Annotated in this window: 24 protein-coding genes; 22 read left to right on the top strand and 2 right to left on the bottom strand. The window is 69.6% G+C overall.

Annotated features, from left to right (window positions below):
• Window positions 1-496, top strand: a 496-nt coding sequence (locus E3T48_RS15325; protein WP_166789766.1) for a C40 family peptidase, incomplete at its 5' end; no start/stop codon positions are given.
• A gap of 127 nt (window positions 497-623) precedes the next feature.
• Here the strand turns inward: E3T48_RS15325 and ppa are convergent.
• Window positions 624-1,115: an inorganic diphosphatase gene (gene ppa, locus E3T48_RS15320; protein WP_134524896.1), complete on the bottom strand. Its 492-nt coding sequence runs from the start codon at window positions 1,113-1,115 to the stop codon at window positions 624-626.
• Window positions 1,116-1,160: 45 nt separating this feature from the next.
• Between ppa and tilS the strand changes: the two genes are divergently transcribed.
• From tilS to E3T48_RS15220, 21 genes are all read left to right on the top strand, one after another.
• On the top strand, window positions 1,161-2,204 hold the full coding sequence (tilS, locus tag E3T48_RS15315) for a tRNA lysidine(34) synthetase TilS (protein WP_134524895.1): 1,044 nt from the start codon (window positions 1,161-1,163) through the stop codon (window positions 2,202-2,204).
• Window positions 2,185-2,736, top strand: a complete 552-nt coding sequence (gene hpt, locus E3T48_RS15310) for a hypoxanthine phosphoribosyltransferase (protein ID WP_134524894.1) — start codon at window positions 2,185-2,187, stop codon at window positions 2,734-2,736. Before tilS ends, hpt begins: the two co-directional genes overlap by 20 nt.
• 63 nt (window positions 2,737-2,799) lie before the next feature.
• Entirely contained in the window at window positions 2,800-4,812 is a 2,013-nt protein-coding gene (gene ftsH, locus E3T48_RS15305; RefSeq protein WP_134524893.1) for an ATP-dependent zinc metalloprotease FtsH, read from the top strand.
• A 7-nt stretch (window positions 4,813-4,819) separates the two neighbouring features.
• Window positions 4,820-5,434, top strand: a complete 615-nt coding sequence (folE, locus tag E3T48_RS15300) for a GTP cyclohydrolase I (protein ID WP_134524892.1) — start codon at window positions 4,820-4,822, stop codon at window positions 5,432-5,434.
• A gap of 17 nt (window positions 5,435-5,451) precedes the next feature.
• Window positions 5,452-6,246, top strand: a complete 795-nt coding sequence (folP, locus tag E3T48_RS15295; protein ID WP_134524898.1) for a dihydropteroate synthase — start codon at window positions 5,452-5,454, stop codon at window positions 6,244-6,246.
• Window positions 6,243-6,608 (top strand): dihydroneopterin aldolase, encoded by a 366-nt coding sequence (gene folB, locus E3T48_RS15290; RefSeq protein WP_134524891.1) that lies wholly within the window; start codon window positions 6,243-6,245, stop codon window positions 6,606-6,608. Before folP ends, folB begins: the two co-directional genes overlap by 4 nt.
• A complete protein-coding gene (folK, locus tag E3T48_RS15285; RefSeq protein WP_134524890.1) occupies window positions 6,605-7,165 on the top strand; it encodes a 2-amino-4-hydroxy-6-hydroxymethyldihydropteridine diphosphokinase in 561 nt (186 codons plus the stop codon). The genes folB and folK overlap by 4 nt, the downstream gene beginning before the upstream one ends.
• The gene (locus E3T48_RS15280; protein ID WP_134524889.1) at window positions 7,162-7,635 is read left to right on the top strand and encodes a DUF3180 domain-containing protein; all 474 of its coding nucleotides are present in this window, start codon (window positions 7,162-7,164) and stop codon (window positions 7,633-7,635) included. Before folK ends, E3T48_RS15280 begins: the two co-directional genes overlap by 4 nt.
• Window positions 7,628-8,131 carry a PH domain-containing protein gene (locus E3T48_RS15275; RefSeq protein WP_241986859.1) on the top strand — a complete coding sequence of 168 codons (504 nt, stop codon included), beginning with the start codon at window positions 7,628-7,630 and terminating at the stop codon, window positions 8,129-8,131. Before E3T48_RS15280 ends, E3T48_RS15275 begins: the two co-directional genes overlap by 8 nt.
• Window positions 8,128-9,804, top strand: a complete 1,677-nt coding sequence (locus tag E3T48_RS15270; protein ID WP_134524888.1) for a PH domain-containing protein — start codon at window positions 8,128-8,130, stop codon at window positions 9,802-9,804. The genes E3T48_RS15275 and E3T48_RS15270 overlap by 4 nt, the downstream gene beginning before the upstream one ends.
• Window positions 9,801-10,562 carry a Rossmann-like and DUF2520 domain-containing protein gene (locus E3T48_RS15265; protein ID WP_134524887.1) on the top strand — a complete coding sequence of 254 codons (762 nt, stop codon included), beginning with the start codon at window positions 9,801-9,803 and terminating at the stop codon, window positions 10,560-10,562. The genes E3T48_RS15270 and E3T48_RS15265 overlap by 4 nt, the downstream gene beginning before the upstream one ends.
• On the top strand, window positions 10,555-11,463 hold the full coding sequence (gene panC, locus E3T48_RS15260; RefSeq protein ID WP_134524886.1) for a pantoate--beta-alanine ligase: 909 nt from the start codon (window positions 10,555-10,557) through the stop codon (window positions 11,461-11,463). Before E3T48_RS15265 ends, panC begins: the two co-directional genes overlap by 8 nt.
• Window positions 11,464-11,539: 76 nt before the next feature.
• Complete coding sequence (gene lysS / locus E3T48_RS15255; RefSeq protein ID WP_134524885.1) at window positions 11,540-13,108, top strand: lysine--tRNA ligase; 1,569 nt, start codon at window positions 11,540-11,542, stop codon at window positions 13,106-13,108.
• Between the two features lie 4 nt (window positions 13,109-13,112).
• Entirely contained in the window at window positions 13,113-13,346 is a 234-nt protein-coding gene (locus tag E3T48_RS15250) for a hypothetical protein (protein ID WP_134524884.1), read from the top strand.
• Complete coding sequence (locus E3T48_RS15245; RefSeq protein ID WP_134524883.1) at window positions 13,343-13,963, top strand: SGNH/GDSL hydrolase family protein; 621 nt, start codon at window positions 13,343-13,345, stop codon at window positions 13,961-13,963. Before E3T48_RS15250 ends, E3T48_RS15245 begins: the two co-directional genes overlap by 4 nt.
• Before the next feature lie 293 nt (window positions 13,964-14,256).
• A complete protein-coding gene (locus tag E3T48_RS16880; protein WP_166789765.1) occupies window positions 14,257-14,433 on the top strand; it encodes a hypothetical protein in 177 nt (58 codons plus the stop codon).
• A 6-nt stretch (window positions 14,434-14,439) separates the two neighbouring features.
• Window positions 14,440-15,903, top strand: coding sequence for a cardiolipin synthase (gene cls, locus E3T48_RS15240; RefSeq protein ID WP_134524882.1), 1,464 nt, complete (start codon window positions 14,440-14,442; stop codon window positions 15,901-15,903).
• Window positions 15,904-16,172: 269 nt separating this feature from the next.
• The gene (locus E3T48_RS15235; RefSeq protein WP_134524881.1) at window positions 16,173-18,698 is read left to right on the top strand and encodes an ATP-dependent Clp protease ATP-binding subunit; all 2,526 of its coding nucleotides are present in this window, start codon (window positions 16,173-16,175) and stop codon (window positions 18,696-18,698) included.
• A 218-nt stretch (window positions 18,699-18,916) separates the two neighbouring features.
• A complete protein-coding gene (locus E3T48_RS15230) occupies window positions 18,917-19,423 on the top strand; it encodes an amino-acid N-acetyltransferase (RefSeq protein ID WP_134524880.1) in 507 nt (168 codons plus the stop codon).
• A 230-nt stretch (window positions 19,424-19,653) separates the two neighbouring features.
• Complete coding sequence (locus E3T48_RS15225) at window positions 19,654-24,471, top strand: ExeM/NucH family extracellular endonuclease (protein WP_166789764.1); 4,818 nt, start codon at window positions 19,654-19,656, stop codon at window positions 24,469-24,471.
• Window positions 24,472-24,619: 148 nt separating this feature from the next.
• The gene (locus E3T48_RS15220) at window positions 24,620-25,252 is read left to right on the top strand and encodes a hypothetical protein (protein WP_134524878.1); all 633 of its coding nucleotides are present in this window, start codon (window positions 24,620-24,622) and stop codon (window positions 25,250-25,252) included.
• Between the two features lie 303 nt (window positions 25,253-25,555).
• Here the strand turns inward: E3T48_RS15220 and E3T48_RS17505 are convergent.
• Window positions 25,556-26,428: collagen-like triple helix repeat-containing protein (locus E3T48_RS17505; RefSeq protein ID WP_277613519.1), on the bottom strand; the 873-nt coding region annotated here is incomplete at its 5' end.

Here is a 26,428-nt window from a genome sequence, read left to right as displayed (position 1 = left end):
CCGAGGCAACGCGCCGGCATCCGGCGGCAATGCCCCTGCCCCGGCTCCGGCCCCTGCCCCGGCACCGGCACCGGCCCCTGCGCCGGCCCCTGCGCCGGCCCCTGCCCCCAATCGCAACGCCGTGGACGTGGCCATTGCCTTCGCCAGCGCCCAGCTCGGCGACCGCTACGGCCTCGGCGGCTACGGCCCCGACGTCTGGGACTGCTCCGGGCTGACCAAGGCGGCCTACGCCGCGGCCGGCGTGTACATCGGATCCCATTCGGCGACCAACCAGTACCGCACGATGGCCAGTCAGGGACGGCTTGTCCCGTTCTCGGAGGTGCAGCGCGGCGATCTGGTCTTCTGGACCAGCGGCGGCGGGGACTTTTACCACAACGCGATCTATGCCGGCGGTGGACAAATCATTGAGGCCGCCGACTACGGCAAGCCCGTGCGCATCCGCAGCATCTGGTCGCCCGGCGACGTCGCCCCCTACGTGGGCCGCCCCACCGGGTGACCGGGGCGACCGGTGGACGAGCCTGTCGGGACCCGGTAGCGGGTGGCGGGGTCTCGACAAGCTCGACCACCGGGGCGCTCGAGCACCGGGGCGTTCGGCGAAGACGCCGGCCCAGTTGGACGGAAGGCTAGTGGCCTTCGGCGGCCAGCTTCGCGATACCGTCGACAACGATCTGGTCGGCCTCGGCCGCGTCGCCCCAGCCCTCGGTCTTGACCCACTTGTTCGGCTCGAGGTCCTTGTAGTGCTCGAAGAAGTGCTCGATCTCCTTGCGGGTGTACTCGGGGATGTCGGTGACGTCCTGGATGTAGTCCCAGCGCGGGTCGCCGGCCGGAACGGCGATGACCTTCGCGTCGGAGCCGGCGTCATCGGTCATGTTGAAGACGCCGACCGGGCGAACGGACACGCCCACGCCCGGGAAGAGCGGGAAGTCGAGCAGCACGAGTACGTCGACGGGGTCGCCGTCGAGGCCGAGCGTGTTCTCGAAGAAGCCGTAGTCGGTCGGGTAGACGAAGCTCGTGTAGAGCACCCGGTCGAGGTACACCCGCCCGGTCTCGTGGTCGACCTCGTACTTGTTGCGGCTCCCGCGAGGGATTTCAATCACTGCGTCGTATTCGGCCATGGCCTGGTTTCTCCCTTGATCAAAGTCTGCGGCTAACGTTACTGGATGCAGTCACCATCCCGCCCGAGACTAACCCCGGCCATCAATGATGTGCGCCGGATGGTGCGCGACGCCCTCCCGGCCCGCGGGCTCGTGCTGGTCGGGCTGAGCGGGGGAGCCGACTCCCTCGCCCTCGCCGCCGGCTGCGCGTTCGAGGCGGGCCGGGCCGGTGTCCGGGCCGGAGCCGTCATCGTCGACCACGCCCTGCAGGCCGGGTCGGCGGGTGTCGCGGCCACGGCGGCAAGGCAGGCCGGCGACCTCGGGCTTGCCCCGGTGCTCGTGCTGCAGGTGACGGTCGACCATGGTGTGGGCGGCGATGGTCCGGAGGCGGCCGCGCGCACGGCCCGGTACACCGCCTTCGGCACGGCCCTGGCCGAGACCGGCGCGAGCCACATCCTCCTCGGCCACACCCTCGACGATCAGGCGGAGACGGTGCTGCTCGGCCTCGCCAGGGGATCGGGACCGACCAGCCTGCAGGGCATGGCGCCCGCGAGCGGGCCCTACCTGCGCCCGCTGCTCGGCCTGCGCCGCAGTGTGACCCGCCAATTCTGCGTGGATGCCGGCCTGGCGCCGTGGCAGGATCCGCACAACCTGGAGCCGCGTTTCACCCGGGTGCGGGTGCGGGAGACCGTGTTGCCGCTGCTCGAGAGTGAGCTCGGCCCGGGCGTCGCCGAGGCGCTCGCCCGCACCGCCGAGCAGCTGCGGGAGGATTCCGCAGCCCTCGACGCCCTCGCCCGCGGGATCAGCGACGAGCTCGGCGAGCCGGCGGGCGACGAGACGCTGAGGGTCAGCGTGGCCGTGCTCGCGGCGAGCCCGCCCGCGCTGCGGCAGCGGAGCATCCGTTTCTTCGCCGAACGCGAGTTCGGGGTCTCCCTGGGCCGGGTGCACACTCTGGCCGTCGCCCGTCTGGTCACCGACTGGCACGGGCAGAAGTCGCTCGACCTGCCAGGCGTTAGAGTTGTACGGCAGGACGGATGGTTGATCTTCTCCGGGCCTGGACCCGAACCGAGCAAAGGACCCTCTCGCTCCCATGGAACCACGCGACATTGACGGCGACCTCACCGAGATTCTGATCGAGGAAGATGCCATCCGCGGCAGGCTGGCCGAGCTGTGCCGCCGGATCGAGGCGGACTACGCCGGCAAGGATCTGTTGCTCGTCGGCGTGCTCAAGGGCGCCGTGATGGTGATGGCCGACCTGGCCCGCGAACTCAAGCACCCGATCGCGATGGACTGGATGGCGGTGAGCTCCTACGGCTCCGGCACGCAGTCCAGCGGTGTCGTGCGAATCCTGAAGGACCTCGACACCGACTTGCACGGTCGCAATGTGCTCATCGTCGAAGACATCATCGACTCCGGCCTGACCCTGTCCTGGCTGCTCGCCAACCTCAAGTCACGCGAACCCGAATCCGTGGAGATCTGCGCGCTGCTCCGCAAGCCGGATGCCGCCCGGGTCGAGATCGACGTGAAGTACCTCGGCTTCGACATCCCGAACCAGTTCGTCGTGGGCTACGGCCTCGATTACGACGAGAAGTACCGCAACCTCCGCTCGGTCGGCGTGCTCGCGCCGCACATCTACGCGTAACGATCGCGCTCAGGGCGAACACACGGCGACCACCCAGTGGCGGCACGATAGCCTGTGACCACCATGAACGTCAAGAAACTACTGCGCGGGCCGCTCCTCTACATCATCCTGGCGATTGTCGCCGTGTGGGTAGGGTCGAGTCTCATCACCATGTCGGGGTTCCGGGAGATCCCCACCCAGCAGGGACTCGAGTTCCTGAAGGACGGGAGGGTCTCCGAGGCCAAGATCGTCGACGGTGACCAGCGGGTCGACCTCACCCTCACCACGGCCGACAAAGAACTCGGCAACCAGGTGCAGTTCTACTACGTCGCCCCGCGTGGCGCGGAGGTCGTCGACGCGGTCACCAACGCGAACCTGAAGGACGGCTTCACAGACGAGGTGCCTCAGTCGAGCTGGTTCCTCTCGCTGCTGAGCATCCTGCTCCCGCTGCTCCTGATCGGTGTCTTCTTCTGGCTGATGCTCTCCGGCATGCAGGGCGGCGGCAACAAGGTCATGCAGTTCGGCAAGTCGAAGGCCAAGCTGGTCTCCAAGGAGAGCCCGCAGGTCACCTTCGCGGATGTCGCGGGAGCCGATGAGGCGATCGAGGAACTCGAGGAGATCAAGGACTTCCTCAAGGAACCCGCGAAGTTCCAGGCCGTCGGCGCGCGCATCCCCAAGGGTGTGCTGCTCTACGGCCCTCCCGGTACCGGCAAGACCCTGCTCGCCCGCGCCGTGGCCGGAGAGGCCGGCGTACCGTTCTACTCCATCTCCGGCTCCGACTTCGTCGAGATGTTCGTCGGCGTCGGCGCGAGCCGCGTGCGCGACCTGTTCCAGCAGGCGAAGGAGAACGCCCCGGCGATCATCTTCATCGATGAGATCGACGCCGTCGGCCGCCACCGTGGCGCAGGCATGGGCGGCGGGCACGACGAACGCGAGCAGACCCTCAACCAGCTCCTGGTGGAGATGGACGGCTTCGACGTCAAGGCCAACGTCATCCTGATCGCCGCGACGAACCGTCCGGACATCCTCGACCCTGCCCTGCTGCGCCCCGGCCGCTTCGACCGCCAGATCGGCGTCGACGCCCCCGACATGCTCGGCCGCAAGCGCATCCTCGAGGTGCACGCCAAGGGCAAGCCGATGGCGAAGGGTGTCGACCTCGAGGTCCTCGCCCGCAAGACCCCCGGCTTCACCGGCGCCGACCTGGCCAACGTCCTCAACGAGGCCGCGCTGCTCACGGCGCGCTCCAACGCGCAACTGATCGACAACCGTGCCCTCGACGAGGCCGTCGACCGGGTGATGGCCGGCCCGCAGCGCCGCACCCGCATCATGCGCGACAAGGAAAAGCTGATCACGGCCTACCACGAGGGCGGGCACGCCCTCGTCGCCACGGCGATGAACAACACCGACCCGGTGACCAAGATCACCATCCTCCCGCGCGGCCGGGCCCTCGGCTACACCATGGTCATGCCGCTCGAAGACCGCTACTCCGTCTCCCGCAACGAACTCCTCGACCAGCTCGCCTATGCGATGGGCGGCCGCGTCGCCGAAGAGATGATCTTCCACGACCCGACCACCGGGGCCTCCAACGACATCGAGAAGGCCACCGCCACGGCCCGCAAGATGGTCACCGAGTTCGGCATGAGCGCGGCCGTCGGCCCGCTCAAGCTGGGCCAGTCCTCCGGCGAGGTCTTCCTCGGCCGTGACATGGGCCACCAGCGCGACTACTCGGAGCGGATGGCCGAGAGCGTCGACAAGGAGGTGCGCGAGCTTCTCGAGGCAGCGCACGACGAGGCCTACGAGGTGCTCGGGCGCAACCGGGCGATCCTCGACCGGCTCGCCGCCGCGCTGCTCGAGCACGAGACGCTCAGCCAGGCCGAACTCGCGCCGATCTTCGCGGATGTGGAGAAGCTCCCGCCGCGGCCGCAGTGGCTCTCCAGCACCACCCGTCCGGTCTCCGACCTGCCGCCGATCGAGATGCCACTGCCCAGGGCGCCGATCGACGAGGGCGTCGTCGACGGCGGGGTCTCCAGCGGCGACACCGCCCCGATCAAGCCGAAGCGCGCGCCCGCCCGCACCCCGCGTCCCGCCACCGCGTAGGCGCCGGGTGGCAGTCGACAGGGCCCGGATCGAGGCCGCGGTCCTCGAACTTCTCGCCGCGATCGGCGAGGACGTCTCCCGGCCCGGCCTCGAGTCGACCCCGCGGCGGGTCGCCGAGTCCTACAGCGAGTACTTCGCCGGGCTCGGCGTCGACCCGCTCGACCACCTGCGCGACACGATCCCGGTCGGTCCGGCCACCGGTGAGCTCGTGCTCGTGCGCGACCTCGCCTTCCGCTCCGTGTGCGAGCACCACCTGCTGCCGTTCGTCGGACGTGCCCACCTGGCCTACCTGCCGGGCGACCGGGTGGTCGGCCTTGGCCGGCTGCCCGCCGTGGTCGACACCCTCGCCGCGCGCCCGCAGGTGCAGGAGCGACTGACCGAGGAGATCGCCGAGGCGCTGCAGGCCGGCCTGGCCCCGCGCGGCATCCTCGTCGTGCTCGACGCCGTGCACGGTTGCGTGACCACCCGCGGTCCCCGCCAGGCCGACAGTTCGACCGTGACCATGGCCAGCCGCGGCGAACTTTCCGACCCGGTGCACCGCGCGGAGATCATGGCCCTGATCGGTTCTGGTCTGACCTGTTCCGGTCTGCCTGGCTCCGGTCTGATCGGCGCCGGGCAGTGACCGCGTCGACGCAGGTGATGGGGGTGCTCAACGTCACCCCCGACTCGTTCAGCGACGGCGGCAAGTGGGCCACGACGGATGCCGCGATCAGCCACGGCCTCGCCCTGCACTCCGAGGGCGCCGACCTGATCGACGTTGGCGGTGAGTCCACCCGGCCCGGCGCGGTGCGAGTCACGCCCGCCGATGAGCAATCCCGGATCATCCCGGTGATCACCGAACTGGCTCGGCAGGGCGTGGTGGTCAGCGTCGACACCCTCAACTCGGGAACCGCCGAGGCCGCCGCCGCGGCCGGCGCCGCCATCATCAACGACGTCTCCGGTGGTCTCGCCGACCCGCGGATGGCCTCCGTCGCAGCCGACACCGGGCTCACCTACGTCGCCATGCACTGGCGCGGGCACGCGCAGAAGATGGACTCCCTGGCGGCCTACGGCGACGTCGTCGCCGAGGTTCTCGCCGAGCTCTCGTGGCGAGTCGACGCCCTCACCAACGCGGGCGTGCGGCGCGACAAGATCGTGCTCGACCCCGGACTGGGCTTCGCGAAGCTCCCCGCGCACAACTGGCAGCTGCTCGCGAACCTGGACGCGTTCGACACCCTCGGGCTGCCGGTCATGGTCGGAGCCTCCCGCAAGCGATTCCTCGCCGGGGTGCTTGCCGCGGATGCCGGCATCGAGGCACGAGACCTGCCGACCGCGGTCCTCAGTGTGCTAGCCGCCCAGGCCGGGGCGTGGGCGGTGCGCGTTCACGATGTCGCGGCGACCCGCACGGCGCTGAATGTGCTCGCACTGGTGGACTCCGCCAGAATGGAACCATGACAAGCGACTCCATCACCCTCACCGGGCTGCGGGTCACCGCGCACCACGGCGTCTACGACTTCGAGCGCGAGAACGGCCAGGACTTCGTCATCGACGTCACGGTGTGGCTCGACCTGCGGGGCGCGGCACGCTCCGACGACGTGGCCGGCACCATCCACTACGGCGAGCTCGCGGTCGAGGTGACGGATGCCGCCAGGGCCAACCCGGTGGACCTGATCGAGACCGTCGCCGAACGCATCGCCGCCGTGGTGCTCGCCCACGAGGCGGCCGAACGGGTGCAGGTCACCGTGCACAAACCGCAGGCCCCGATCGCCGTGCCGTTCACCGACGTGGCCGTGCAGATCACCCGGTCCCGGGCGTGAACCCGGCATCCGCCGCCGGCCCCGCCGAGCCGGGCGCCGCCGCCGGCCCCGCCGAGCCGGTCGTGCTCGCACTCGGCAGCAACCTCGGCGACCGCACCAGGACCCTGGCCGCGGCCGTGCGGGCCCTCGCCGACCTGCCCGGCTTCGACCTGACCGGAGTGTCCCCGGCCTTCGAGTCCGCCGCCGTGAAACCGTCCGGCCTCGACGAGACCGCCCCCCGCTACCTCAACTCGGTGGCCGCCGGGCGCTATACCGGCACCCCGCACGCCCTGCTCGACGCCGTGAACGACATCGAAGCGGGCCTCGGCCGGGTGCGCGCCGAACGATGGGGCGACCGCACCCTCGACATCGACATCATCGTCTTCGGCACCCTGGAGATGTCCGACGACCGGCTGACCATCCCGCATCCGCTCGCCCACGAACGCGACTTCGTGCTCGCACCGTGGCTGGAACTCGACCCGGCGGCGGTCATCCCCGGCCGCGGCCCCGTGCGCGACCTGCTCGCCGGCCTCCCGCGCTCCGTGACGCCCTACCGGGAAATCGGCGGATCCCGATGAAGCGCACCCAGCCGGGAACCGTCGTCCTCCTCGTCCTGGTCGGCCTCGTGGTCGGGTTCCTGGTCGAAGTGACCGCTGCCGCGACCGGATCCCCGATCGTCATCCTCCCGATCACCCTCCCGATCGCCCTCGTCGTCATCGGCGTGGCCGTCGTCGCGCTGGCCTGGCCGATCAGGCAGGCCACGCACGGCAAACCCGGCCGCCGCGTCGACCCGTTCATGGCCATCCGGGTGGCGGTGCTCGCGAAGGCATCCGCGTTCAGCGGGGCACTGATCCTCGGCGGCGGCCTCGGCATCGTGCTCTACGTCCTCACCCGCTCGGTCGTGCCGACGGTAACATCGGTATGGCTCGCCATCGGCATGGCGGTCGGCGCCGCACTCCTCCTCACGGGCGGTCTGGTCGCCGAACATTTCTGCACACTGCCACCCGGTGACGACGATGAGAACGAGCAGGGAGAAGTGCGTGCCTGAATCAGAATCGCCACGCCGGCTGGACCTGCCGGGCGTCACCGACTGGAAGCGGGTCTCCCCGCGGTATGTCCTGGTGGAGATCGTCGGCACCGTGCTGTTCGGCCTCGCCCTCTGCGGCGGCGCCGTCGTGCTCTGGCTCGTCGTGGGCCTGGAGTGGGCGCCCTACCTCATCGCGGCGATCGTGCTGCTCACCCTGCTCACCGTGCTCTTCGAGCCGCGCCGGGTGCGCGCCATGGGCTACCAGCTCCGGCAGGATGACCTCCTGTTCCGGCGGGGCATCATGTTCCAGCGCTTCGTGTCGGTGCCCTACGGGCGGATGCAGCTGGTCGACATCACGCGCGGCCCCATCGCCCGCTGGCTCGGCCTGGCCGACCTGAAATTCGTCACCGCGGCCGCCTCGTCCGGCGTGCTCATCCCCGGCCTCGCCGGGGCCGACGCGGAGAGCCTGCGCGACCGGCTGGTCGAGTTGGCCGAGAGCCGCCGGGCCGGGCTGTGACCAGCCTCGCCGACGGGGAGTGGCACCGGCTGCACCCGGCCAGCCCGCTGCTGCGCGGCGGGATCTTCATCGTCGCGGTGCTCGGTTTCATCATCGCGAACCTCCGTGAACGGCTGATCGACTTCTTCTTCGGCGTGCCAGGCCACGGCGGCGACCCGATCGACGAGATCATGCGGCGCGGTGCGGTCGGCTGGGTCCTGCTCGTCGTCGCCGTCGTGCTCGTGCTGATCCTGCTCGGCTTCTACCTCTCCTGGCGCCTGCACGCGTTCCGGGTCGGCGACGAGGTCGTCGAGGTGCGCAGTGGGCTCGTCTTCCGCAGCAACCGGCGGGCCAGGCTCGACCGGATCCAGGGCGTCAACATCGTGCGACCCTTCGTACCCCGGTTGTTCGGGGCCGCGAAACTCGAGGTCAGCGTCGCCGGCCAGGACGCGAACGTGCAGCTGGCCTACCTGGGCTCCGCGCTCGCCGATGCCCTGCGCCGGGACATCCTGCACCTCGCCTCCGGCCTCCGCCAGCCGGCCGCTGCCGCAGCCGCCGCCGCAGCATCCGCAGCCGCCGCCACCACCACGGCCGTTCCGAATTCAGGAACCGGGGGCCGAAACGGGGCAGAAATGGGTGACTTCCGCACTCAATTGGCCTCCGCACCTGAATTCGGGACAGCAGATGGCGGGGTCTCCGGGATCGGCGCGGCTGCCGCAGGCATCGCCGGCGGGATCGGCGGGTTCGCCGTCGACCGGGCGAACGAGTTCTTCGCGCCGGAGCTCGATCCCGACGCGGCCCCGCCGGAGTCGGTGGTGCGGATCCCGCACGGGCGCCTGATCGGCTCCGTCTTCTTCAGCGGCTTCACCGTGTTCCTCGTGCTCGCCGGGATCGCCCTCGTCGTCAGCATCGGGGTCGGCGGCAGCGGCTGGCTTCTCGTGGCCATCCTCCCCGGCGTGATCGGCAGCGTCAGCTATTACTTCTCACGGTTCACCAAGTCCCTGCGCTACAGCATCGCCGGCACCCCCGATGGCGTGCGGGTGGGCTTCGGCCTGTTGTCCACGAGCAACGAGACGCTCCCGCCCGGCCGCATCCACGCGATTCGGGTGTCGCAGCCCCTGCTCTGGCGCCCGTTCGGCTGGTGGCAGGTGCGCATCAACACGGCCGGGCACTCCACCAACAAGGGTGCGGCGGGCGAGGCGAACACGACGACCCTCCCGGTCGGCACGGAGGACGACGTGGCCCGCGTGCTCGAGCTGATCCTGCCCGGCTTCAATTCCGCCGAACACCTCGCACTCATCTCCCGCGGCCTCCGCTCCAAGGGCGGCGACGACGGTTTCCGCAACGCGCCCCGGCGTGCGGCCTGGCTCCGCCCGTTCTCCTGGCGCCGCACCGGATACGCGATCTCCGACGGGATCGCCCTGATCCGCCGCGGCACCGTCAGTCGTGAGCTGATCCTCGTGCCGCTGGCCAGACTGCAGAGCGTGGGGGTCAGCCAGGGCCCGGTGCTGCGGATGCTCCGCCTCGCCTCGGCCAGCCTGCACACCGTCGCCGGGCCGGTCGCCGCCACCCTCAGCGTGGTCGACGCCGGCGAGGCACTGACCCTCTTCGAGCGCGTCTCGGCCGGCGCGATCGAGTCGGCCCACCTGGACACCAGCCACCACTGGAATCTCCCGAACGGAGCGCCCGAATGACCCAGCGACCTGGCCGGCTCGGGATCGGCATCATCGGCGCCGGCCACGTCGGCCCCGTCCTCGGCGCGGCCCTGGCCGGGGCCGGCCACGCGATCGTCGGCATCTCCGCGATCTCCCAGGCCAGCCGCGACCGGGCCGAAGCCATCCTGCCGTTCGTGCCCATCCTGACCGTTCCCGAGATCGTCGAGCGCAGCGAACTCGTGATCATCGCCGTGCCGGACACCCAGCTGGAAAGCCTCATCGCCGGGCTGGCCGCCGCCGGCACCTGGCAGGCCGGGCAGCTCGTGCTGCACACGTCCGCCCGGTTCGGCACGAACGTGCTCGCCCCGGCCCAGGCCGGCGGGGCGATCCCGCTGGCGATCCACCCCGCGATGAGCTTCACCGGCACCAGCATCGACATCGCCCGGCTGGCCGACAGCTGGTTCGCCGTGACGGCGCCGACCCCGGTGTTGCCGATCGCGCAGGCGCTCGTCGTGGAGATGGGCGGCGAACCGGTGATCGTGGCCGAGGCGGACCGTTCCCGCTACGCCGAGGCCGTCGACACGGCCACCGCATTCGCGACCTCGATCGTCGAGCAGGCAACCGGTCTGCTCGCCGGGATCGGGATCGACCGGCCGGGGGCCGTGATCGCGCCGCTGGTGCGCTCCGCCATGGAGAACGCCCTCGCCCGCACCAGCCCAGACCGGCTCGACCTGTCCCTGCTCGGGGACCTGCCCGGCCGGGACACCCGCGAAGCCGCAGACGACTTCGATGAATGAACCAACCGCAACACACGGAGGACGAGTGAACGTGCTCACCACACCAGACGTCATCGACACCATCGCCGGGCTGCGCGCCACGTTGGCCGAAGCAGGGGAGCGGGATTCCGGCGGCAGGCCGCGCCTGGTGCTCGTTCCGACCATGGGCGCCCTGCACGCCGGCCACCTGGCCCTGGTGCGCCGGGCGAGGGAACTCGGCGACATCGTGGTGGTGTCGATCTTCGTCAACCCGCTGCAGTTCGGCGCCGGCGAGGACCTCTCCACCTACCCGCGCACCCTCGGCGAGGACGTCGCCGCCCTCGCCACGGTCGGCGTGGACGTCGTCTTCGCCCCGACGCGCCAGGTCATGTACCCGCACGGCCCCGGTTCCACCCGGGTCACCGCCGGGAACGTCGGCACGCTCTACGAGGGTGCCGCCCGGCCCGGGCACTTCGACGGCATGCTCACCGTCGTCTGCAAACTGATCAACATCGTCGGCCCCGACGTGGTCGTCTTCGGCCAGAAGGACGCGCAGCAGGTGTTCCTGGTCGAGGCGATGCTCGCCGACCTCGACTTCCGGCCCGTGATCGAGGTGGTCCCGATCGTGCGGGAGGAGGGCGGGCTCGCCCTCTCCAGCCGCAACCGCAACCTCGTCGAGGAGCAGCGCGCCGCGGCCAGGGCGCTGTCGGCGGGGCTGGCGGCCGCGGCATCCGTCGCCGGCCGGGGGGCCGCCGCCGCCGAGGAGGCGGCCCGTGCACTCATCGACGCCCAGCCACTGGTTAAACTGGACTATCTCGTCGTCGTGGACCCGCAGACCTTCCTTCCGGTCGCAGCCGACCATCACGGGCCCGCCCGGATGCTGGTCGCCGCGCTGGTGGGCAGCACCCGCCTGATCGACAACGCAGCCCTCGACCTGAACTGACCATCTTCTTCCCACCAGATCAACCCGCGGAACAGCCAGGGCACCCCCCGCCTGCCAGCCGCCGACGGAGAACCGCATGAGAGCGCACAACACCCCTGAGCCCGCCACGACCGCGGGAGCGACCGGCAGCCCGAGCACGGCCGAACTCGCCGAGGCCGAGGCCGCTCTGGCGGAGATCACCGAGCAGAAGGCCGTGCGGCTCGCCAAGCGGGACCGCCTGATCGGTGCGGCGACGACCCCCGGCGGCGGCGCGTACCCGGTCTCCGTTCCGGTGACCGACACCATCCCCGCCGTGCGGGCCCGGTTCGGCGACCTCGATCCGGATGCCGTCACCGGCGTCACGGCGGGCCTCGCCGGCCGGGTCGTGCACCTGCGCAACACCGGCAAGCTCTGCTTCGCCAGCCTGCAGTCCGGCGACGGCAGCCGCATCCAGGCCATGGTCTCGCTCGGCGAGGTGGGCGCGGAGTCCCTCGCAGAGTGGAAGGACCTGGTCGACCTCGGCGACCACCTCTTCGTCTCCGGCGAGGTCATCTCCTCCCGCCGCGGCGAGCTGTCGATCATGGTCGCCGATTGGCAGATCGCGGCCAAGGCCCTGCTGCCGTTGCCGAACCTGCACACCGAGCTCAGCGAGGAGACCCGGGTGCGCAGCCGCTACCTCGACCTGATCGCCCGCGAACAGGCCAGGCGCAGCGTCATCGCGCGCTCGCAGACCGTCGCCAGCCTGCGCAGGACGTTCACCGACCGGAACTTCCTCGAGATCGAGACGCCGATGCTGCAGGTCATGCACGGCGGGGCATCCGCCCGGCCGTTCACGACCCACAGCAACGCCTTCGACACCGACCTCTACCTGCGGATCGCCCCCGAGCTGTTCCTCAAGCGCGCCGTCGTCGGCGGCATCGACCGGGTCTACGAGATCAACCGCAACTTCCGCAACGAGGGCGCCGACTCCACTCACTCGCCCGAGTTCGCCATGCTGGAGGCCTACGAGGCATACGGCGACTACAATTCGATCGCCGACCTCACCCAGACCCTGATCCAGGATGCCGCGCTCGCCGTCTCCGGCTCCCACGTCGTCACCTGGGCCGACGGCACGAAGTTCGACCTCGGCGGCGACTGGGACCGGATCGGCATGTACGACAGCCTGTCCGCCGCGGTCGGCTACCCGATCTCCCCGGAGACGCCGCTCGCCGAGCTGCGGGTGCTCGCCGACGCCGAGGGCCTCGAGATCGACCACCCGATCCACGGGAAGTACGTGGAGGAACTGTGGGAGCACTTCGTCAAGGGCGGCCTCACCCGGCCGACTTTCGTGATGGACTTCCCGGTCGACACCAGCCCTCTCGTGCGCGGCCACCGCAGCGTCTCCGGCGTTGTCGAGAAGTGGGACCTCTACGTGCGCGGTTTCGAACTCGCCACGGGGTACTCCGAGCTCGTCGACCCGGTGATTCAGCGCGAACGTTTCGTGGAGCAGGCCAGGCTCGCGGCCGGCGGCGACCCGGAGGCCATGCGCCTGGACGAGGAATTCCTCCGCGCCCTCGAATACGGCATGCCGCCGACGGGCGGCATGGGCATGGGCATCGACCGGCTGCTGATGGCCTTGTCCGGCCTCGGCATCCGCGAGACCATCCTCTTCCCGTTGGTAAAGTAAGCCCATGAGCCTGCAGCCCCCGGAGGAACCCGCCCGCGATGACGCCGAGCGTGACGCACGAGCGAGCGGGAAGCCGCTGGGCGAGGACGCCGCTGCCGCGACGGCGGCCGAGGAGTCCTCTCCGGCCGGGACCGAGAACACCGGCCCGTCGACGAACCGGATCATTCTCTGGGTCATCGTCGGCGGCATCGCGCTCTACCTGATCGGCTCCGGGGTCTACGGCATCCTCGTCAAATGACGGGCGTCGTGCTGTTCACCGGGGACAGCGTCACCGACTGCGGCCGCCGCGGGGACCACGACGGCCACCTCGGGTCCGGATACGTGCGGAACATCGCCGGCTCCGGTTGGGCGGCACGGCGCACGTTCGTGAACACCGGGATCAGCGGCAACCGCGTGGTGGACCTCGCCGCCCGCCGCCAACGGGACGTGCTGGCCCATGCCGCCGACATCGTGTCGGTGCTGATCGGCGTCAACGACACCTGGCGACGCTACGACGACAACGAGACCACGACCGCGGAGAGCTTCGAGAACGACTACCGCCGACTGTTGGAACCGATCGCGCGCTCGGGGAGCCGGCTCGTGCTCGTCGAACCGTTCCTCCTGCCGGTCACCGACGACCAGCGCGCCTGGCGCGAGGACCTCGACCCGAAAATCGACGTGGTGCGCCGGTTGGCCGTCGCCTACGACGCCGTGCTCGTCGCCGCCGACGCCGGCCTCACCCGCAGTGCCGGCCTCTTCGGTGCGGCCGCGATCGCCCTCGACGGCGTGCACCCGACCCGCGTCGGCCACGAGCTGCTCGCCGACCTCTGGCTCGAAGCGGTCACCGCCGCGAGCCTCGGTCCCGCCTTGCCCTAGCGAATTCGACGGAGATTTTCCCGAGATACGGTGTGAAACGGCGATCTTCGGGCGCTGGAGCAAAAAAGTCCGTCGAATTTGACGGGTGCGACGAGCGGATGCCGGGCCCGGGCGGCGAAGCGCGGCTCAAGCCGGGTGACCGCCGCGGTGCAGGACGACAACTGCGGCGTGATGCGGGATGCCGTGACCCGGCTCGCCAGCTCGCGACCCCGCCGTTCTCGGTGATGAGCCGCGGCGCGCATTCGTGAACCGGGCCGTTCCCGGCTCCGGTTTCCCGTATCGTAGACAGGGATATGGACAACTTCTGGGTTAGCGCATTCTGGGCGCTCGTGCCCACCGTGATGGTCGGGCTGATTTTCTGGCTGGTGATACGCTCGATCCTCCGTGCCGACCGCACGGAGCGAAAGGTCTACGCCAAAATCGAGGCGGAAGAACGCGCCAAACTCGGGCTCGACAAGCCGGTCATCTGACCCGCCATGTTCGGCATCGACATCTCGACCTTCATCCTGGTGGTCGCCCTCGCCGTTGACTTCACCATCCGCGTGGTCGCGGTCATCGTGGTCCCGCGCAATCGCCGGCCCACCTCCGGCATGGCCTGGCTGCTGGCCATCTTCTTCATCCCGTACCTCGGCGCCCTGCTCTTCCTGATGATCGGGTACCGCACCCTGCCGAAGAAGCGGCTGGAGATGCAGGAGGAGATCAACCAGTTCATCCTCGACAGCACCGAGGGCATCGAACAGGTGCGCCGGGACCACGTCTGGCCGCCGTGGCTGGACTCCGTCGTCGAACTCAACCGCAACCTCGGTTCGATGCCACTGGTCGGCGGCAACCAGGCCCGGCTGCTCGGCGACTACGAGGGCACCCTGGCCGAGATGGTCGCCGACATCGACACTGCCCGCAAGTACGTGCACGTCGAGTTCTACATCCTCTCGCTCGACAAGACCACGGCCCCGTTCTTCGACGCCATGGAGAACGCCGTCAAGCGGGGTGTGACGGTGCGGGTGCTGATGGACCACATCCAGTCGATGCGCAAGCCCGGCTACCGCGAGACCCTGCGCCGACTCACGGCGTCCGGCGTGAAGTGGGAGCTGCTCTTGCCGCTCCAGCCGCTCAAGGGCAAGTGGCAACGCCCCGACCTGCGCAACCACCGCAAGCTCGTCATCGTCGACGGCAAGGTCGGCTACATGGGCTCCCAGAACATCATCGACCGCAGCTACAACATGCGCAGCAACATCCGTCGCGGTCTCAAATGGAAAGACCTGATGACCCGGCTCGAGGGCCCGATCGTGTCCGGGCTCAACGCGATCTTCATCACCGACTGGTACGGCGAAACCAACGCCCTGCTCACCAGGGACATCGAACCGGTGGACGCCGAGGTCGTGCCGCACTCCCTGGACTGCCAGGTCGTGCCGAGCGGCCCCGGATTTGAAGGGGAGAACAACCTGCGCCTGTTCCTCGCGCTGCTCTACTACGCCCAGGAACGCATCATCATCACGAGCCCGTACTTCGTGCCGGACGAGTCGATCATGTACGCGATCACCACGGCCACCCAGCGGGGGCTGCACGTGGAGCTGTTCGTCTCCGAGGTCGGCGACCAGGCGCTGGTCTACCACGCCCAGCGCTCCTACTACGAGGAGCTGTTGCGGGCCGGCGTGATCATCTACCTGTACAAGGCACCGTACGTGCTGCACGCCAAGCACTTCACCATCGACGACGAGGTTGCCGTGATCGGGTCGAGCAACATGGACATGCGCTCGTTCAGCCTCAACTTCGAGGTGTCGCTGATGGTGCGCGGCCGCTCGTTCGTGCGCGACCTCCGGGCGGTCGAAGACGGCTACCGCGCCGACAGCCGCCGGCTCACCCTCGAGGAGTGGATGAAGCAGCCGCTGCGCTCCACCGTGCTCGACAACCTCGCCCGGTTGACCAGCGCGGTGCAGTAGCCGTCGTCCGTCGTCCAGACGCTCAGTCGCGGGGCTTGAGCCGCACGGGCGCGCGGCAGCTTCGCTGCCGAGAACCCCCTTTCCGGTCGAGGCCGTCCGTTGCGCCGGCCCATCTCGACCGCAACGGGGGAACTCGGCGACCGGGCGCGGCCAGGCCGCGGGCGTCATCCGTCACGCCTGCGGCGAACAGAGGCGCGGTTTTGCGGCTTCCCTCGTTACTCTCGATGTATCGGCGCCACCACTGCCCCTGGCGCCAAGGGAGCGATCACATGTTTGAGAGATTTACCGACCGAGCTCGTCGCGTCGTTGTCCTGGCCCAGGAAGAGGCCAAGATGCTCAACCACAACTACATCGGCACCGAGCACATCCTGCTCGGGCTGATCCACGAGGGCGAGGGTGTGGCCGCCAAGGCCCTTGAGAGCCTGGGCATTTCCCTCGACGCCGTGCGCGAGCAGGTGCAGGACATCATCGGCCAGGGACAGCAGCAGCCGACCGGGCACATCCCGTTCACGCCGCGCGCCAAGAAGGTGCTCGAACTGAGCCTGCGCGAGGCCCTGCAGCTCGGGCACAACTACATCGGCACCGAGCACATCCTGCTCGGCCTCATCCGCGAGGGTGAGGGCGTTGCCGCCCAGGTGCTCGTCAAGCTCGGCGCCGACCTCAACCGGGTGCGCCAGCAGGTCATCCAGCTCCTCTCCGGTTACCAGGGCAAGGAGCAGGTCCAGGTCGGCGCCAACGAGGCGGCGAGCGGTCCGGCGGGCAGCCAGATCCTCGACCAGTTCGGCCGCAACCTCACCCAGGCGGCCCGCGAGAACAAACTCGACCCGGTGATCGGGCGCGAGAAAGAGATCGAACGGGTCATGCAGATCCTGTCCCGACGATCGAAGAACAACCCGGTGCTGATCGGTGAGCCAGGCGTCGGCAAGACCGCCGTCGTCGAGGGCCTCGCCCAGGCCATCGTCAAGGGCGATGTGCCCGAGACGCTGAAAGACAAGCAGCTCTACTCGCTCGACCTCGGCTCCCTGATCGCGGGCAGCCGCTACCGCGGTGACTTCGAGGAGCGCCTGAAGAAGGTCACCAAGGAGATCCGCACCCGCGGCGACATCATCATCTTCATCGACGAGATCCACACCCTTGTCGGCGCAGGTGCCGCCGAGGGCGCGATCGATGCGGCGAGCATCCTGAAGCCGCTGCTCGCCCGCGGCGAGCTGCAGACCATCGGTGCGACCACGATCGACGAGTACCGCAAGCACTTCGAGAAGGATGCCGCGCTCGAGCGCCGATTCCAGCCGATCCAGGTGGCCGAGCCGTCGCTGCCCCACACCATCAACATCCTCAAGGGACTGCGCGACCGGTACGAGGCGCACCACAAGGTCTCGATCACCGACGGGGCCCTCGTGGCCGCGGCGAACCTCGCCGACCGCTACGTCTCCGACCGGTTCCTTCCGGACAAGGCCATCGACCTGATCGACGAGGCCGGCGCGCGCCTCCGCCTCTCGATCCTCTCGAGCCCTCCCGAGCTGCGCGAATTCGACGAGAAGATCGCCGTGGTGCGCGCCGCCAAGGAGACCGCGATCGAGGAGCAGGACTTCGAGAAGGCCGCCGGCCTCCGCGACGAGGAGAAGAACCTCCTCGGCGAGCGTCTCCGCCTCGAGAAGAAGTGGAAGTCCGGCGACGTGAAGACCACCGCCGTCGTCGACGAGGGCCTGATCGCCGAGGTGCTCGCCCAGGCGACCGGCATCCCCGTGTTCAAGCTCACCGAGGAGGAGTCCTCGCGGCTCGTCTTCATGGAGAAGGCCCTGCATCAGCGGGTCATCGGCCAGGAGGAGGCTATCTCGGCCCTCGCCAAGACCATCCGCCGCACCCGCGCAGGTCTGAAGGACCCGAAGCGTCCCTCCGGTTCGTTCATCTTCGCCGGCCCCACCGGCGTCGGCAAGACCGAGCTGGCCAAGGCGCTCGCCGAGTTCCTGTTCGACGATGAGGCCGCCATGATCTCCCTCGACATGAGCGAGTACGGCGAGAAGCACACCGTCTCGCGGCTGTTCGGTGCCCCTCCGGGCTTCGTCGGCTTCGAAGAGGGCGGCCAGCTCACCGAGAAGGTGCGCCGCAAGCCGTTCTCAGTGGTGCTGTTCGACGAGATCGAGAAGGCGCACCCCGACATCTTCAACTCGCTCCTCCAGATTCTGGAAGAGGGCCGGTTGACGGATGGCCAGGGTCGCGTGATCGACTTCAAGAACACCGTGATCATCATGACCACCAACCTCGGCACCAAGGACATCAGCGGGGCCCCGGTCGGGTTCCAGCTCGAGGGCGACACGTCCACCGGCTACGAGCGGATGGCCGGGAAGGTCAAGGATGAGCTCAAGAAGCACTTCAAGCCCGAGTTCCTCAACCGCGTCGACGAGGTCATCGTCTTCCCTCAGCTGACCAAGCCGGAACTGCTGCAGATCGTGGACCTGTTCATCAAGCGCCTGGGCGACCGCCTGCTCGACCGCGACATGACCGTCGAGCTTACGCTCGCCGTGAAGGAGCACCTGATCGAGGTCGGCTTCGACCCGGCACTGGGGGCGCGGCCGCTGCGCCGCGCGATCCAGCGCGAGGTGGAGGACCGCCTGTCGGAGAAGATCCTGCAGGGCGAGCTGAACGCGGGCGACCACGTGCACGTCGACTTCGTCGCCGGCGAGTACGTCTTCACCACGACGGCGCGCAAGTCCTCGGTCTCGGTCGGCGTCAACACGACCGCGGCCCTGGGCACCGGGCCGGGCACGCCCGACCTCGCCGTGACCAGCGAGTGACGGCGAAGTAGCAGCAAGCCAGGCGGCAGCGCCTCGCGGGGCCCGGCGGAGCATCCGCCGGGCCCTTCCTCGTTCCCGGCGTGTGCGGATGCGACGCGGGGGCTAACTCAGGAAATCCGGCCGGGCCCGCCGCCGCGCCCCCGGAAAACCGGGGGCGACTTCCGTAGACTGGAACGGTTTTCCTGAGTTAGCCACGAGAAAGGGCCGGTAGGCGCCACATGCAGGAGTATTCGGTTCGCCGGGCGCGCACAAGCGACGTGCCGCGGATCCAGGCGCTCGTCGACCCTCTGGTGCAGGAGCGTATCCTCCTCGGCAAGGAGAGCGTGGTCTTCTATGAGGCTGTCCAGGAATTCCGGGTGGTCGAAGACGCCGACGGCAACCTGATCGGTTGCGGCGCCCTGCACGTGATGTGGGAGGATCTCGGCGAGGTGCGCACGCTGGCCGTCACCACCGACCAGCTCGGTCGCGGAGTCGGCCACGCGCTGATGGACCGGCTCGAAGCGGATGCCCGCGAGCTCGGCCTGACCCGGCTCTTCTGCCTCACCTTCGAGGTACCGTTCTTCAGCCGGCACGGCTTCACCGACATGGGCTCGGAGACCGTCGACCCGCTCGTCTACGCCGAGCTGGTCCGCTCGCACGATGAGGGCGTCGCCGAGTTCCTCGACCTTGCCAGGGTGAAGCCGAACACCCTCGGCAACACTCGAATGGTCAAGCGGCTCGGCTGACCCGGCTTGTTCGGCTGAGCCGACAGCCGTTGCCCATCCGTCGAGGGGGCGTGCGGCGGCGCAAACTATACCCATTCGAGTGCCGCTCATGTGGGGGTAATTTCGGCCGATCGTGCTCATCCGCGCGACACGCCGGTGCCGCCCGAACCGTTCACCCTGTGGCCTGCCATTGGTCGCCAGGCTTCCCTATCTTGGCCTTGACCGCTTCCGGTCGATGAATGGGGAGAACAATGTCATCTGCACCTCGAAGCAGGCTGCGCCTGGCCGGCGCGGCACTACTGGGGTTGAGCCTCGTCGCCGCTCCGCTCTTCGCCCTCCCGGCGCAGGCCAGCACCACCGGCACCGGAGTCGTCATCAACGAGGCCTACCTCAACGGCGGCAGCGCGGGTGCGAGCTACCTGAACAAGTTCGTCGAGCTCTACAACCCCACGGATGCCCCGCTCACCCTCGACGGGACCTCGCTCCAGTACCGCTCCGCCACCGGTGTCGCGAACCCGACCGGCGTGCTCGCGTTGACCGGTCAGATCCCGGCCCACGGCTACTACCTGGTGCAGGGCAATTCGAACGCGGCCAACGGCGCCCCGCTGCCGACCCCCGACGCCTCCCTCACCTTCTCCTTCGCCGCCGGCGGCGGAACACTCTTCCTCGCCGGCCAGGCCACCGCGCTGACCACGCCGGCCACCGGCTCGCTCGTGGGCACACCCGGGATCATCGACCTGCTGGGCTACGGCAGCTCCAACACCTTCGAGACCGCGGCCGCCCCCGCGGCATCCGTCACCACCGCGCTCGGCCGCACCGGCCAGGTCGACACCGACGCAAACGCGGCGGACTTCACCGCCGCAGCACCGACGCCGATGAACGCCGCGTCCACCCCGACGCCGACGCCGACGCCGACGCCGACGCCGACGCCGACGCCGACGCCGACCCCGACGCCGACCCCGACGCCGACCCCGACCCCGACTGACACCCCGACCCCCACGCCCACCGTCACGCCGACCCCGGCCGACACCCTGCCGATCAGCGAGATCCAGGGCACGACCGCGGTGAGCCCCAGGGCGGGCAGCACGGTGACAACCTCCGGAGTGGTCACCGCCTCCTACCCGGCCGGCGGCTTCAAGGGCTTCTACCTGCAGACGCCCGGCACCGGCGGCGCCATCGACCCGGCCGCCCACCTGGCCTCCGACGGCATTTTCGTCTACACCGGCTCGCTCACCACCTCGGTTGCGGTCGGCGACTACCTCTCCGTCACCGGCGCCGTCAGCGAGTACTTCGGCCTGACCCAGTTGAGCGTCCCCGCGCTCACCGATCTCGCCCCGCTCGACAAGACCGGCGTCGTCCCGCCGCAGCCGGCCGTCGTCGCCCTGCCGCGGGAGGATGCCGCCCGCGAGCCGCTCGAGGGCATGCTCGTCGCCCCGGCCGGCGACTTCACCGTCACGAACAACTACTCGACCAACCAGTACGGTGAGATCGGCCTCGCCGCCGGCACCACCGCGCTCGTCACGCCGACCGCCGTTGCCCGCCCCGGCACGGCGGAATACACCGTCGCCGTCGCCGACAACAAGGCCAGGGCAGTGACCCTCGACGACGGTGCCACCACCAACTACCTGTCCGCCGCGAACAAGGCCAGGCCCGTTCCGTACCTGTCGACGGATGCCCCGGTGCGCATCGGCGCGGCCGTCACCTTCACGAAGCCGGTCGTCCTCGACTTCCGCAACAGTGCGTGGAAGTTCCAGCCGACCGCCGAGCTCGTGCCCGCCACGGCCGCCGTCGTGCAGCCGGCCACCTTCGCCAACACCCGCACGGCTGCTCCGCGCGAGGTGGGCGGCGACATCCGCCTGGCCACCTTCAACGTGCTGAACTACTTCCCGACCACGGGCGACTCGCTCACCGGCTGCACCTATTACACCGACCGGGCCGGCACGCCGATCACCGTGAACAGCGGTTGCGACGCCCGCGGCGCGGCCACCCAGGTCAGCTTCGAGCGGCAGCAGACCAAGATCGTCGCCGCGATCAACGCGCTCGGCGCGCACGTCGTCTCGCTCGAGGAGATCGAGAACTCGGCCCGGTTCGGCCAGAACCGCGACGCCGCCCTGTCCACCCTCGTCGACGCGCTCAACGCCGCCGGCGGCCCGGTCTGGGCGTTCGTGCCCTCACCGGCAGCCCTGCCTGCCTCCGAGGACGTGATCCGCACCGCGTTCATCTACAAGAAGGACGTCGTCGAGACCGTGGGAGCCTCCAGCATCCTGGACGCGCCGGCCTTCGTGAACGCCCGCCAGCCGCTCGCCCAGGCGTTCCAGCTCGTCGGCGACACGGGCAGCTCGTTCCTCGCCATCGTCAACCACTTCAAGTCCAAGGGCTCCGGAACCGGCGTCGACGCCGACATGGGCGACGGCCAGGGTGCCTCGAACGCCTCCCGCGTCAACCAGGCGACCGCCCTCGTCGGCTTCGCCGACACGCTCAGGACCGACACCGGCATCAAACGGGTCTTCCTCACCGGCGACTTCAACGCCTACGACAAGGAAGACCCGATCAAGGTCATCACCGATGCCGGCTACCGCAGCCAGGAGGCCAAGAGCGGCGAGTACACCTATGCCTTCGGCGGGGCCGTCGGCTCCCTCGACCACGTGTTCGCCTCGGCCGAAGCGGATGCCGCGGTCACCGACGTCGACGTCTGGAACATCAACTCGGTCGAGTCCGTCGCACTCGAGTACAGCCGGTACAACAACAACGTCACCGACTTCTATCGCGCCGACCCGTACCGTTCCTCCGACCACGACCCCGCGGTGGTCGGCCTGAAGCTCGCCAGTCCCACCGACGTGAACATCAATCTGCTCAACATCAATGACTTCCACGGGCGGATCGACGCGAACACCGTCAAGTTCGCCGGAACCGTCGAGCAGCTCCGCGCCGAGTACGGTGACGCGGCCACCCTGTTCCTCTCCAGCGGAGACAACATCGGCGCCTCGCTCTTCGCGTCGGCGTCGCAGAAGGACAAGCCCACCATCGATGTGCTGAACGCCCTCGGGCTGAAGGCCTCCGCGGTCGGCAACCACGAGTTCGACCAGGGCTTCTCCGACCTCACCGGGCGGGTCACGGATGCCGCCGACTTCGACTACCTCGGCGCCAACGTCTACCTCGCCGGCACCCAGACCCCGGCCCTGCCGGAGTACGCGATCGTCGACGTCGCCGGAATCAAGGTGGGCGTGATCGGCGCCGTCACCGAGGAGACCCCCTCGCTCGTCTCGCCGAACGGGGTCTCCACCCTCAGCTTCGGCGACCCAGTCGCCGCGGTGAACCGGGTCTCGGCGCAGCTGAGCGACGGCAACCCGGCCAACGGTGAGGCCGACGTGCTCGTCGCCGAGTACCACGAGGGTGCCGGGGCCGGCGCGCCCGAGGGGGCAACGCTCGAGCAGGAACTCGCCGCCACCGACAGCGCCTTCGCGAAGATCGTCACCCAGACGGCCGCGAGCGTCGACGCGATCTTCACGGGCCACACCCACAAGCAGTACGCGTGGAACGCTCAGGTGCCGGGAGCCGCGGCGGGCGTCACCCGCCCGGTGCTGCAGACCGGCAGCTACGGCGAGAACATCGGCCAGGTCGTGCTGAACTTCGACAAGGCATCCGGCGTCACCACCACCGTGAAGAACCAGGACGTGAAGCGGTCGACGACCGCCGACGCCACCCTGGTCGCCGCCTACCCGCGGGTCGCGACCGTGAAGACGATCACGGATGCCGCGCTCGCCCAGGCCGCCGTCATCGGCAACCAGCCGATCGGCTCCGTGACCGCGGACGTGACCCGCGCCTGCATCGGTGGAACGGCGCCCTGCGCCGAGAACCGCGCGGCACCATCGGTGATGGGAACCCTCGTCGCCAACTCGCTGCGGGAGTCGCTCGCCGACCCGCTCAAGGGCGGCGCGGAGATCGGCGTCGTCAACCCGGGCGGCATGCGGGCCGACCTCGCCCAGGCGCCGGACGGCGTCGTAACCTACGCCGAGGCCAATGCGGTGCTGCCGTTCCTGAACAACCTGTGGACGACAAGCCTCACCGGAGCGCAGTTCAAGACGGTGCTCGAGCAGCAGTGGCAGCGGGACGCGGCCGGCAACGTGCCGAGCCGGCCCTACCTGCAGCTGGGGTTGTCGGACAACGTGAACTACACCTTCGACGCCACCCGCGCCGAGGGTGACCGGATCACCGGCATCTGGATCAACGGGGCCGCCGTGGACCCGGCGAAGTCGTACCGGGTCGGGTCGTTCAACTTCCTGCTCACCGGCGGGGACAACTTCCGGGAGTTCAAGAACGGAACCGGCACCCGCGACTCCGGTCTCGTCGACCGGGACGCGTGGATCTCCTACCTCACCGCCAGGAGCCCGGTCAGCCCGTCGTTCGCCGCTCGCCAGGCTAGCGTCACGGGTGCGCCGACCACGGCCGTCAACCGAGGCGACTCCGTCACGTTCACGGTCGGCGACCTCAACCTGACCTCGCTCGGCGCGCCGAAGAACACCGAACTGACGCTGCTCTGGCCGGGCAGCAGCGCCACCCTCGGCACGGCATCCGTGGATGCCGCGGGCATAGCAAGGGTCACCGTCACGGTGCCCGCCGACGCCCCGGCCGCCAGCGTGCTGGAGCTCACCGCGAAGGAGTCCGGCACGATCGTGCGGGTCCCGTTCGCGGTGAACCTGCCGGTGCCGCCCGCAGCCGCTCCCACGGCAGCGCCCTCCCGCGCTCTGACCAAGGCGCTGAAGGACAAGATCGTCACCGACCAGCGGGTCTACCACGCCGGGGATGACGTCACCATCACGGTCGGTGCCTCCCACGCCGCCGAGTTCGTCTCGGCCTGGCTGCGGTCGACCCCGGTCAACCTGGGCGGCTGGCTCACCGTGGACGCACAGGGCACGGTCACGGTGGCGCTTCCGGCCGGCCTCCGTCCTGGCAACCACGAGATCGTCGTGCAGGATGCGTCGGGTGCCGTGATCGGCTGGTCCGAGATCAGGGTTGAAAAGGTCAAGACCCCGAAGCCGACGCACGGCCACGACGGTCACGACGACTAGGACCTGCCGTTCACAGGTCGGAACCGGCGCCTTCCAGGGCCGGTTCCGACCTCTGTCGATGGGGAAGCCTGGCAAACGGAACCCGGCAAACGGGACCGACACGGTCGGCGTTCCCGGCCGTGCGCGGGAACCTCGTTAGCCTTGATCCATGTCGACGATCAAAAATCCGGTCGGCCCCCAGTCCAGCAAGGTGTACTGGCGCCGTCGTCTCGTAGTGGGCCTCGGCCTGCTCTTCGTGCTTGTCATCATCATCCTCATCATCGTGCGCCCGGGCACCGGCAACGGCCAGCCGGACGGCAAGCCCAAGGCTCCCGCGTCCACGGCGTCGACGGATGCCCCTGCCACCGCGGCCGGCGACCCCGCCGCCACTCCCACGAAGTGTGACCCCGCACAGGTGCAGGTGGAGGCCACCACCGACGCCGACACCTATGAGCCCGGCAAAATGCCGCAACTCTCCCTCAGCATCACCAACACGGGATCGGGGTCCTGCGTCATCAACGCGGGCACTGCGAAGCAGGTGTTCACGATCTCCAGCGGCCAGGATGTCTATTGGAAGTCCACGGACTGCCAGACCGACCCCAGCGACGCGGACGTGACCCTGGAGCCCAAGGTGCCGGTGAGTTCCACCACTCCGGTCACCTGGGACCGGATCCGCTCCAGCCCCGACACCTGCGATTCCGATTCCCGGCCGGCGGCTCCGGCCGGCGGTGCGTCGTACCACCTGGCCGTGAGTGTGGACGGCATCGAGGCCGCGACCCCGAAGCAGTTCATCCTCGACTAGCCTCGCAGACCCCCGTCGGTCGAGCCCCGCCCGGTGGTCGAGCTCGTCGAGACCCGGCCGCCCGCGGTGGTCGAGCTTGTCGAGACCGGGCCGCCCCCGGTGGTCGAGCTCGTCGAGACTGGGCCGCCCGCGGTGGTCGAGCTTGTCGAGACCGCGCCCGGTGGTCGAGCTCGTCGAGACCCGTGGGGTGATTTCGGCAAGCTCAATCACCGATGGTCGAGCCGCCCCGGTGGTCGAGCAGCCCCGGTGGTCGAGCTCGTCGAGACCGGGCCGCCCCGGTGGTCGAGCTCGTCGAGACCGGGACTACTCGGTCTGCTCGTCGCCGACGTGCTCGTCTGCTCGTTTCGGCCGGTGGGTTTTGCTGTGCAGCGGGATGGGGGTCTGTGCCGGGTCGACGGTGGCGGGTGGTTTGAGCCAGTAGTTGTCGTCGTGGCGGGTGATGGTCCAACCCATGTTGTGGAGTAGTAGGTGGTGGGGGTGGCAGAGGCAGATTCCGTCGGCGAGGTCGGTGTGGCCGTGCTCGAGGAGCCAGGTTTTGATGTGGTGGGCTTCGGTCCAGGAGGGGGGTCGGTCGCAGTCGGGCCAGAGGCAGCCGCCGTCGCGGGTGCCCATGGCGGTGCGTTGGGCGGGGGTGAAGAGGCGTTGTTCTCGTCCGATGTCGAGGGGTTGCCCGGTGTTGGTGAAGAGGAGTCCGACGTAGCCTGTGTCGCAGAGTTGTCGTTGGATGGTGGTGAGGGAGATCGGGGCGGGGCTGCCCTCGATGTAGCCGTGCCCGGTCGGCAGGACCGGGGTCGTCCCGGGCTGGCCGGGCTGGCCGGGTTCGCCGGGTTCGCCGGGTTGGCCGGGTAGGCCGGGTTCGCTGGGCTGGCCGGGTTCGCCGGGTAGGCCGGGCTGGCCGGGCTGGCCGGGTTCGGCGGGTTGATTGGAGGGAGGGGCTGCGGCCGGGCTGACCGCGGGTGCGTCGGGTGCGTCGGGGGCTACGAGGGCTGTGGGCGTTGAGGGGGACGTGTTGGCCGGTGCACCGGGTGCACTGCCGGCACCGGCACCGGCACCGGCACCGGTGCCGGCAGTGGCGCGGGCACCGGTGTCGGCAGTGGCGTGGGTGGCGGCGTCGGTGAGGTCTTTGTGGGTGACGATGATGCGCACGGCGGGGCGGCGGCCGCCGAGCATTTGTCC

Source organism: Cryobacterium fucosi (genome assembly GCF_004403515.1).
GTDB lineage: Bacteria > Actinomycetota > Actinomycetes > Actinomycetales > Microbacteriaceae > Cryobacterium > Cryobacterium fucosi.
This window is presented reverse-complemented; position numbering and strand designations above follow the sequence as displayed.

Bases quoted from the DNA above. Each gene is read 5' to 3' on its own strand.
- ppa (WP_134524896.1), bottom strand. From the start codon at position 1,115: ATGGCCGAATACGACGCAGTGATTGAAATCCCTCGCGGGAGCCGCAAC.
- hpt (WP_134524894.1), top strand. From the start codon at position 2,185: ATGGAACCACGCGACATTGACGGCGACCTCACCGAGATTCTGATCGAG.
- E3T48_RS16880 (WP_166789765.1), top strand. From the start codon at position 14,257: ATGGACAACTTCTGGGTTAGCGCATTCTGGGCGCTCGTGCCCACCGTG.
- folB (WP_134524891.1), top strand. From the start codon at position 6,243: ATGACAAGCGACTCCATCACCCTCACCGGGCTGCGGGTCACCGCGCAC.
- E3T48_RS15245 (WP_134524883.1), top strand. From the start codon at position 13,343: ATGACGGGCGTCGTGCTGTTCACCGGGGACAGCGTCACCGACTGCGGC.
- E3T48_RS15250 (WP_134524884.1), top strand. From the start codon at position 13,113: ATGAGCCTGCAGCCCCCGGAGGAACCCGCCCGCGATGACGCCGAGCGT.
- E3T48_RS15230 (WP_134524880.1), top strand. From the start codon at position 18,917: ATGCAGGAGTATTCGGTTCGCCGGGCGCGCACAAGCGACGTGCCGCGG.
- E3T48_RS15280 (WP_134524889.1), top strand. From the start codon at position 7,162: ATGAAGCGCACCCAGCCGGGAACCGTCGTCCTCCTCGTCCTGGTCGGC.
- panC (WP_134524886.1), top strand. From the start codon at position 10,555: ATGAATGAACCAACCGCAACACACGGAGGACGAGTGAACGTGCTCACC.
- E3T48_RS15235 (WP_134524881.1), top strand. From the start codon at position 16,173: ATGTTTGAGAGATTTACCGACCGAGCTCGTCGCGTCGTTGTCCTGGCC.
- E3T48_RS15225 (WP_166789764.1), top strand. From the start codon at position 19,654: ATGTCATCTGCACCTCGAAGCAGGCTGCGCCTGGCCGGCGCGGCACTA.
- ftsH (WP_134524893.1), top strand. From the start codon at position 2,800: ATGAACGTCAAGAAACTACTGCGCGGGCCGCTCCTCTACATCATCCTG.
- E3T48_RS15220 (WP_134524878.1), top strand. From the start codon at position 24,620: ATGTCGACGATCAAAAATCCGGTCGGCCCCCAGTCCAGCAAGGTGTAC.
- lysS (WP_134524885.1), top strand. From the start codon at position 11,540: ATGAGAGCGCACAACACCCCTGAGCCCGCCACGACCGCGGGAGCGACC.
- tilS (WP_134524895.1), top strand. From the start codon at position 1,161: ATGCAGTCACCATCCCGCCCGAGACTAACCCCGGCCATCAATGATGTG.
- E3T48_RS15265 (WP_134524887.1), top strand. From the start codon at position 9,801: ATGACCCAGCGACCTGGCCGGCTCGGGATCGGCATCATCGGCGCCGGC.
- cls (WP_134524882.1), top strand. From the start codon at position 14,440: ATGTTCGGCATCGACATCTCGACCTTCATCCTGGTGGTCGCCCTCGCC.
- folP (WP_134524898.1), top strand. From the start codon at position 5,452: ATGGGGGTGCTCAACGTCACCCCCGACTCGTTCAGCGACGGCGGCAAG.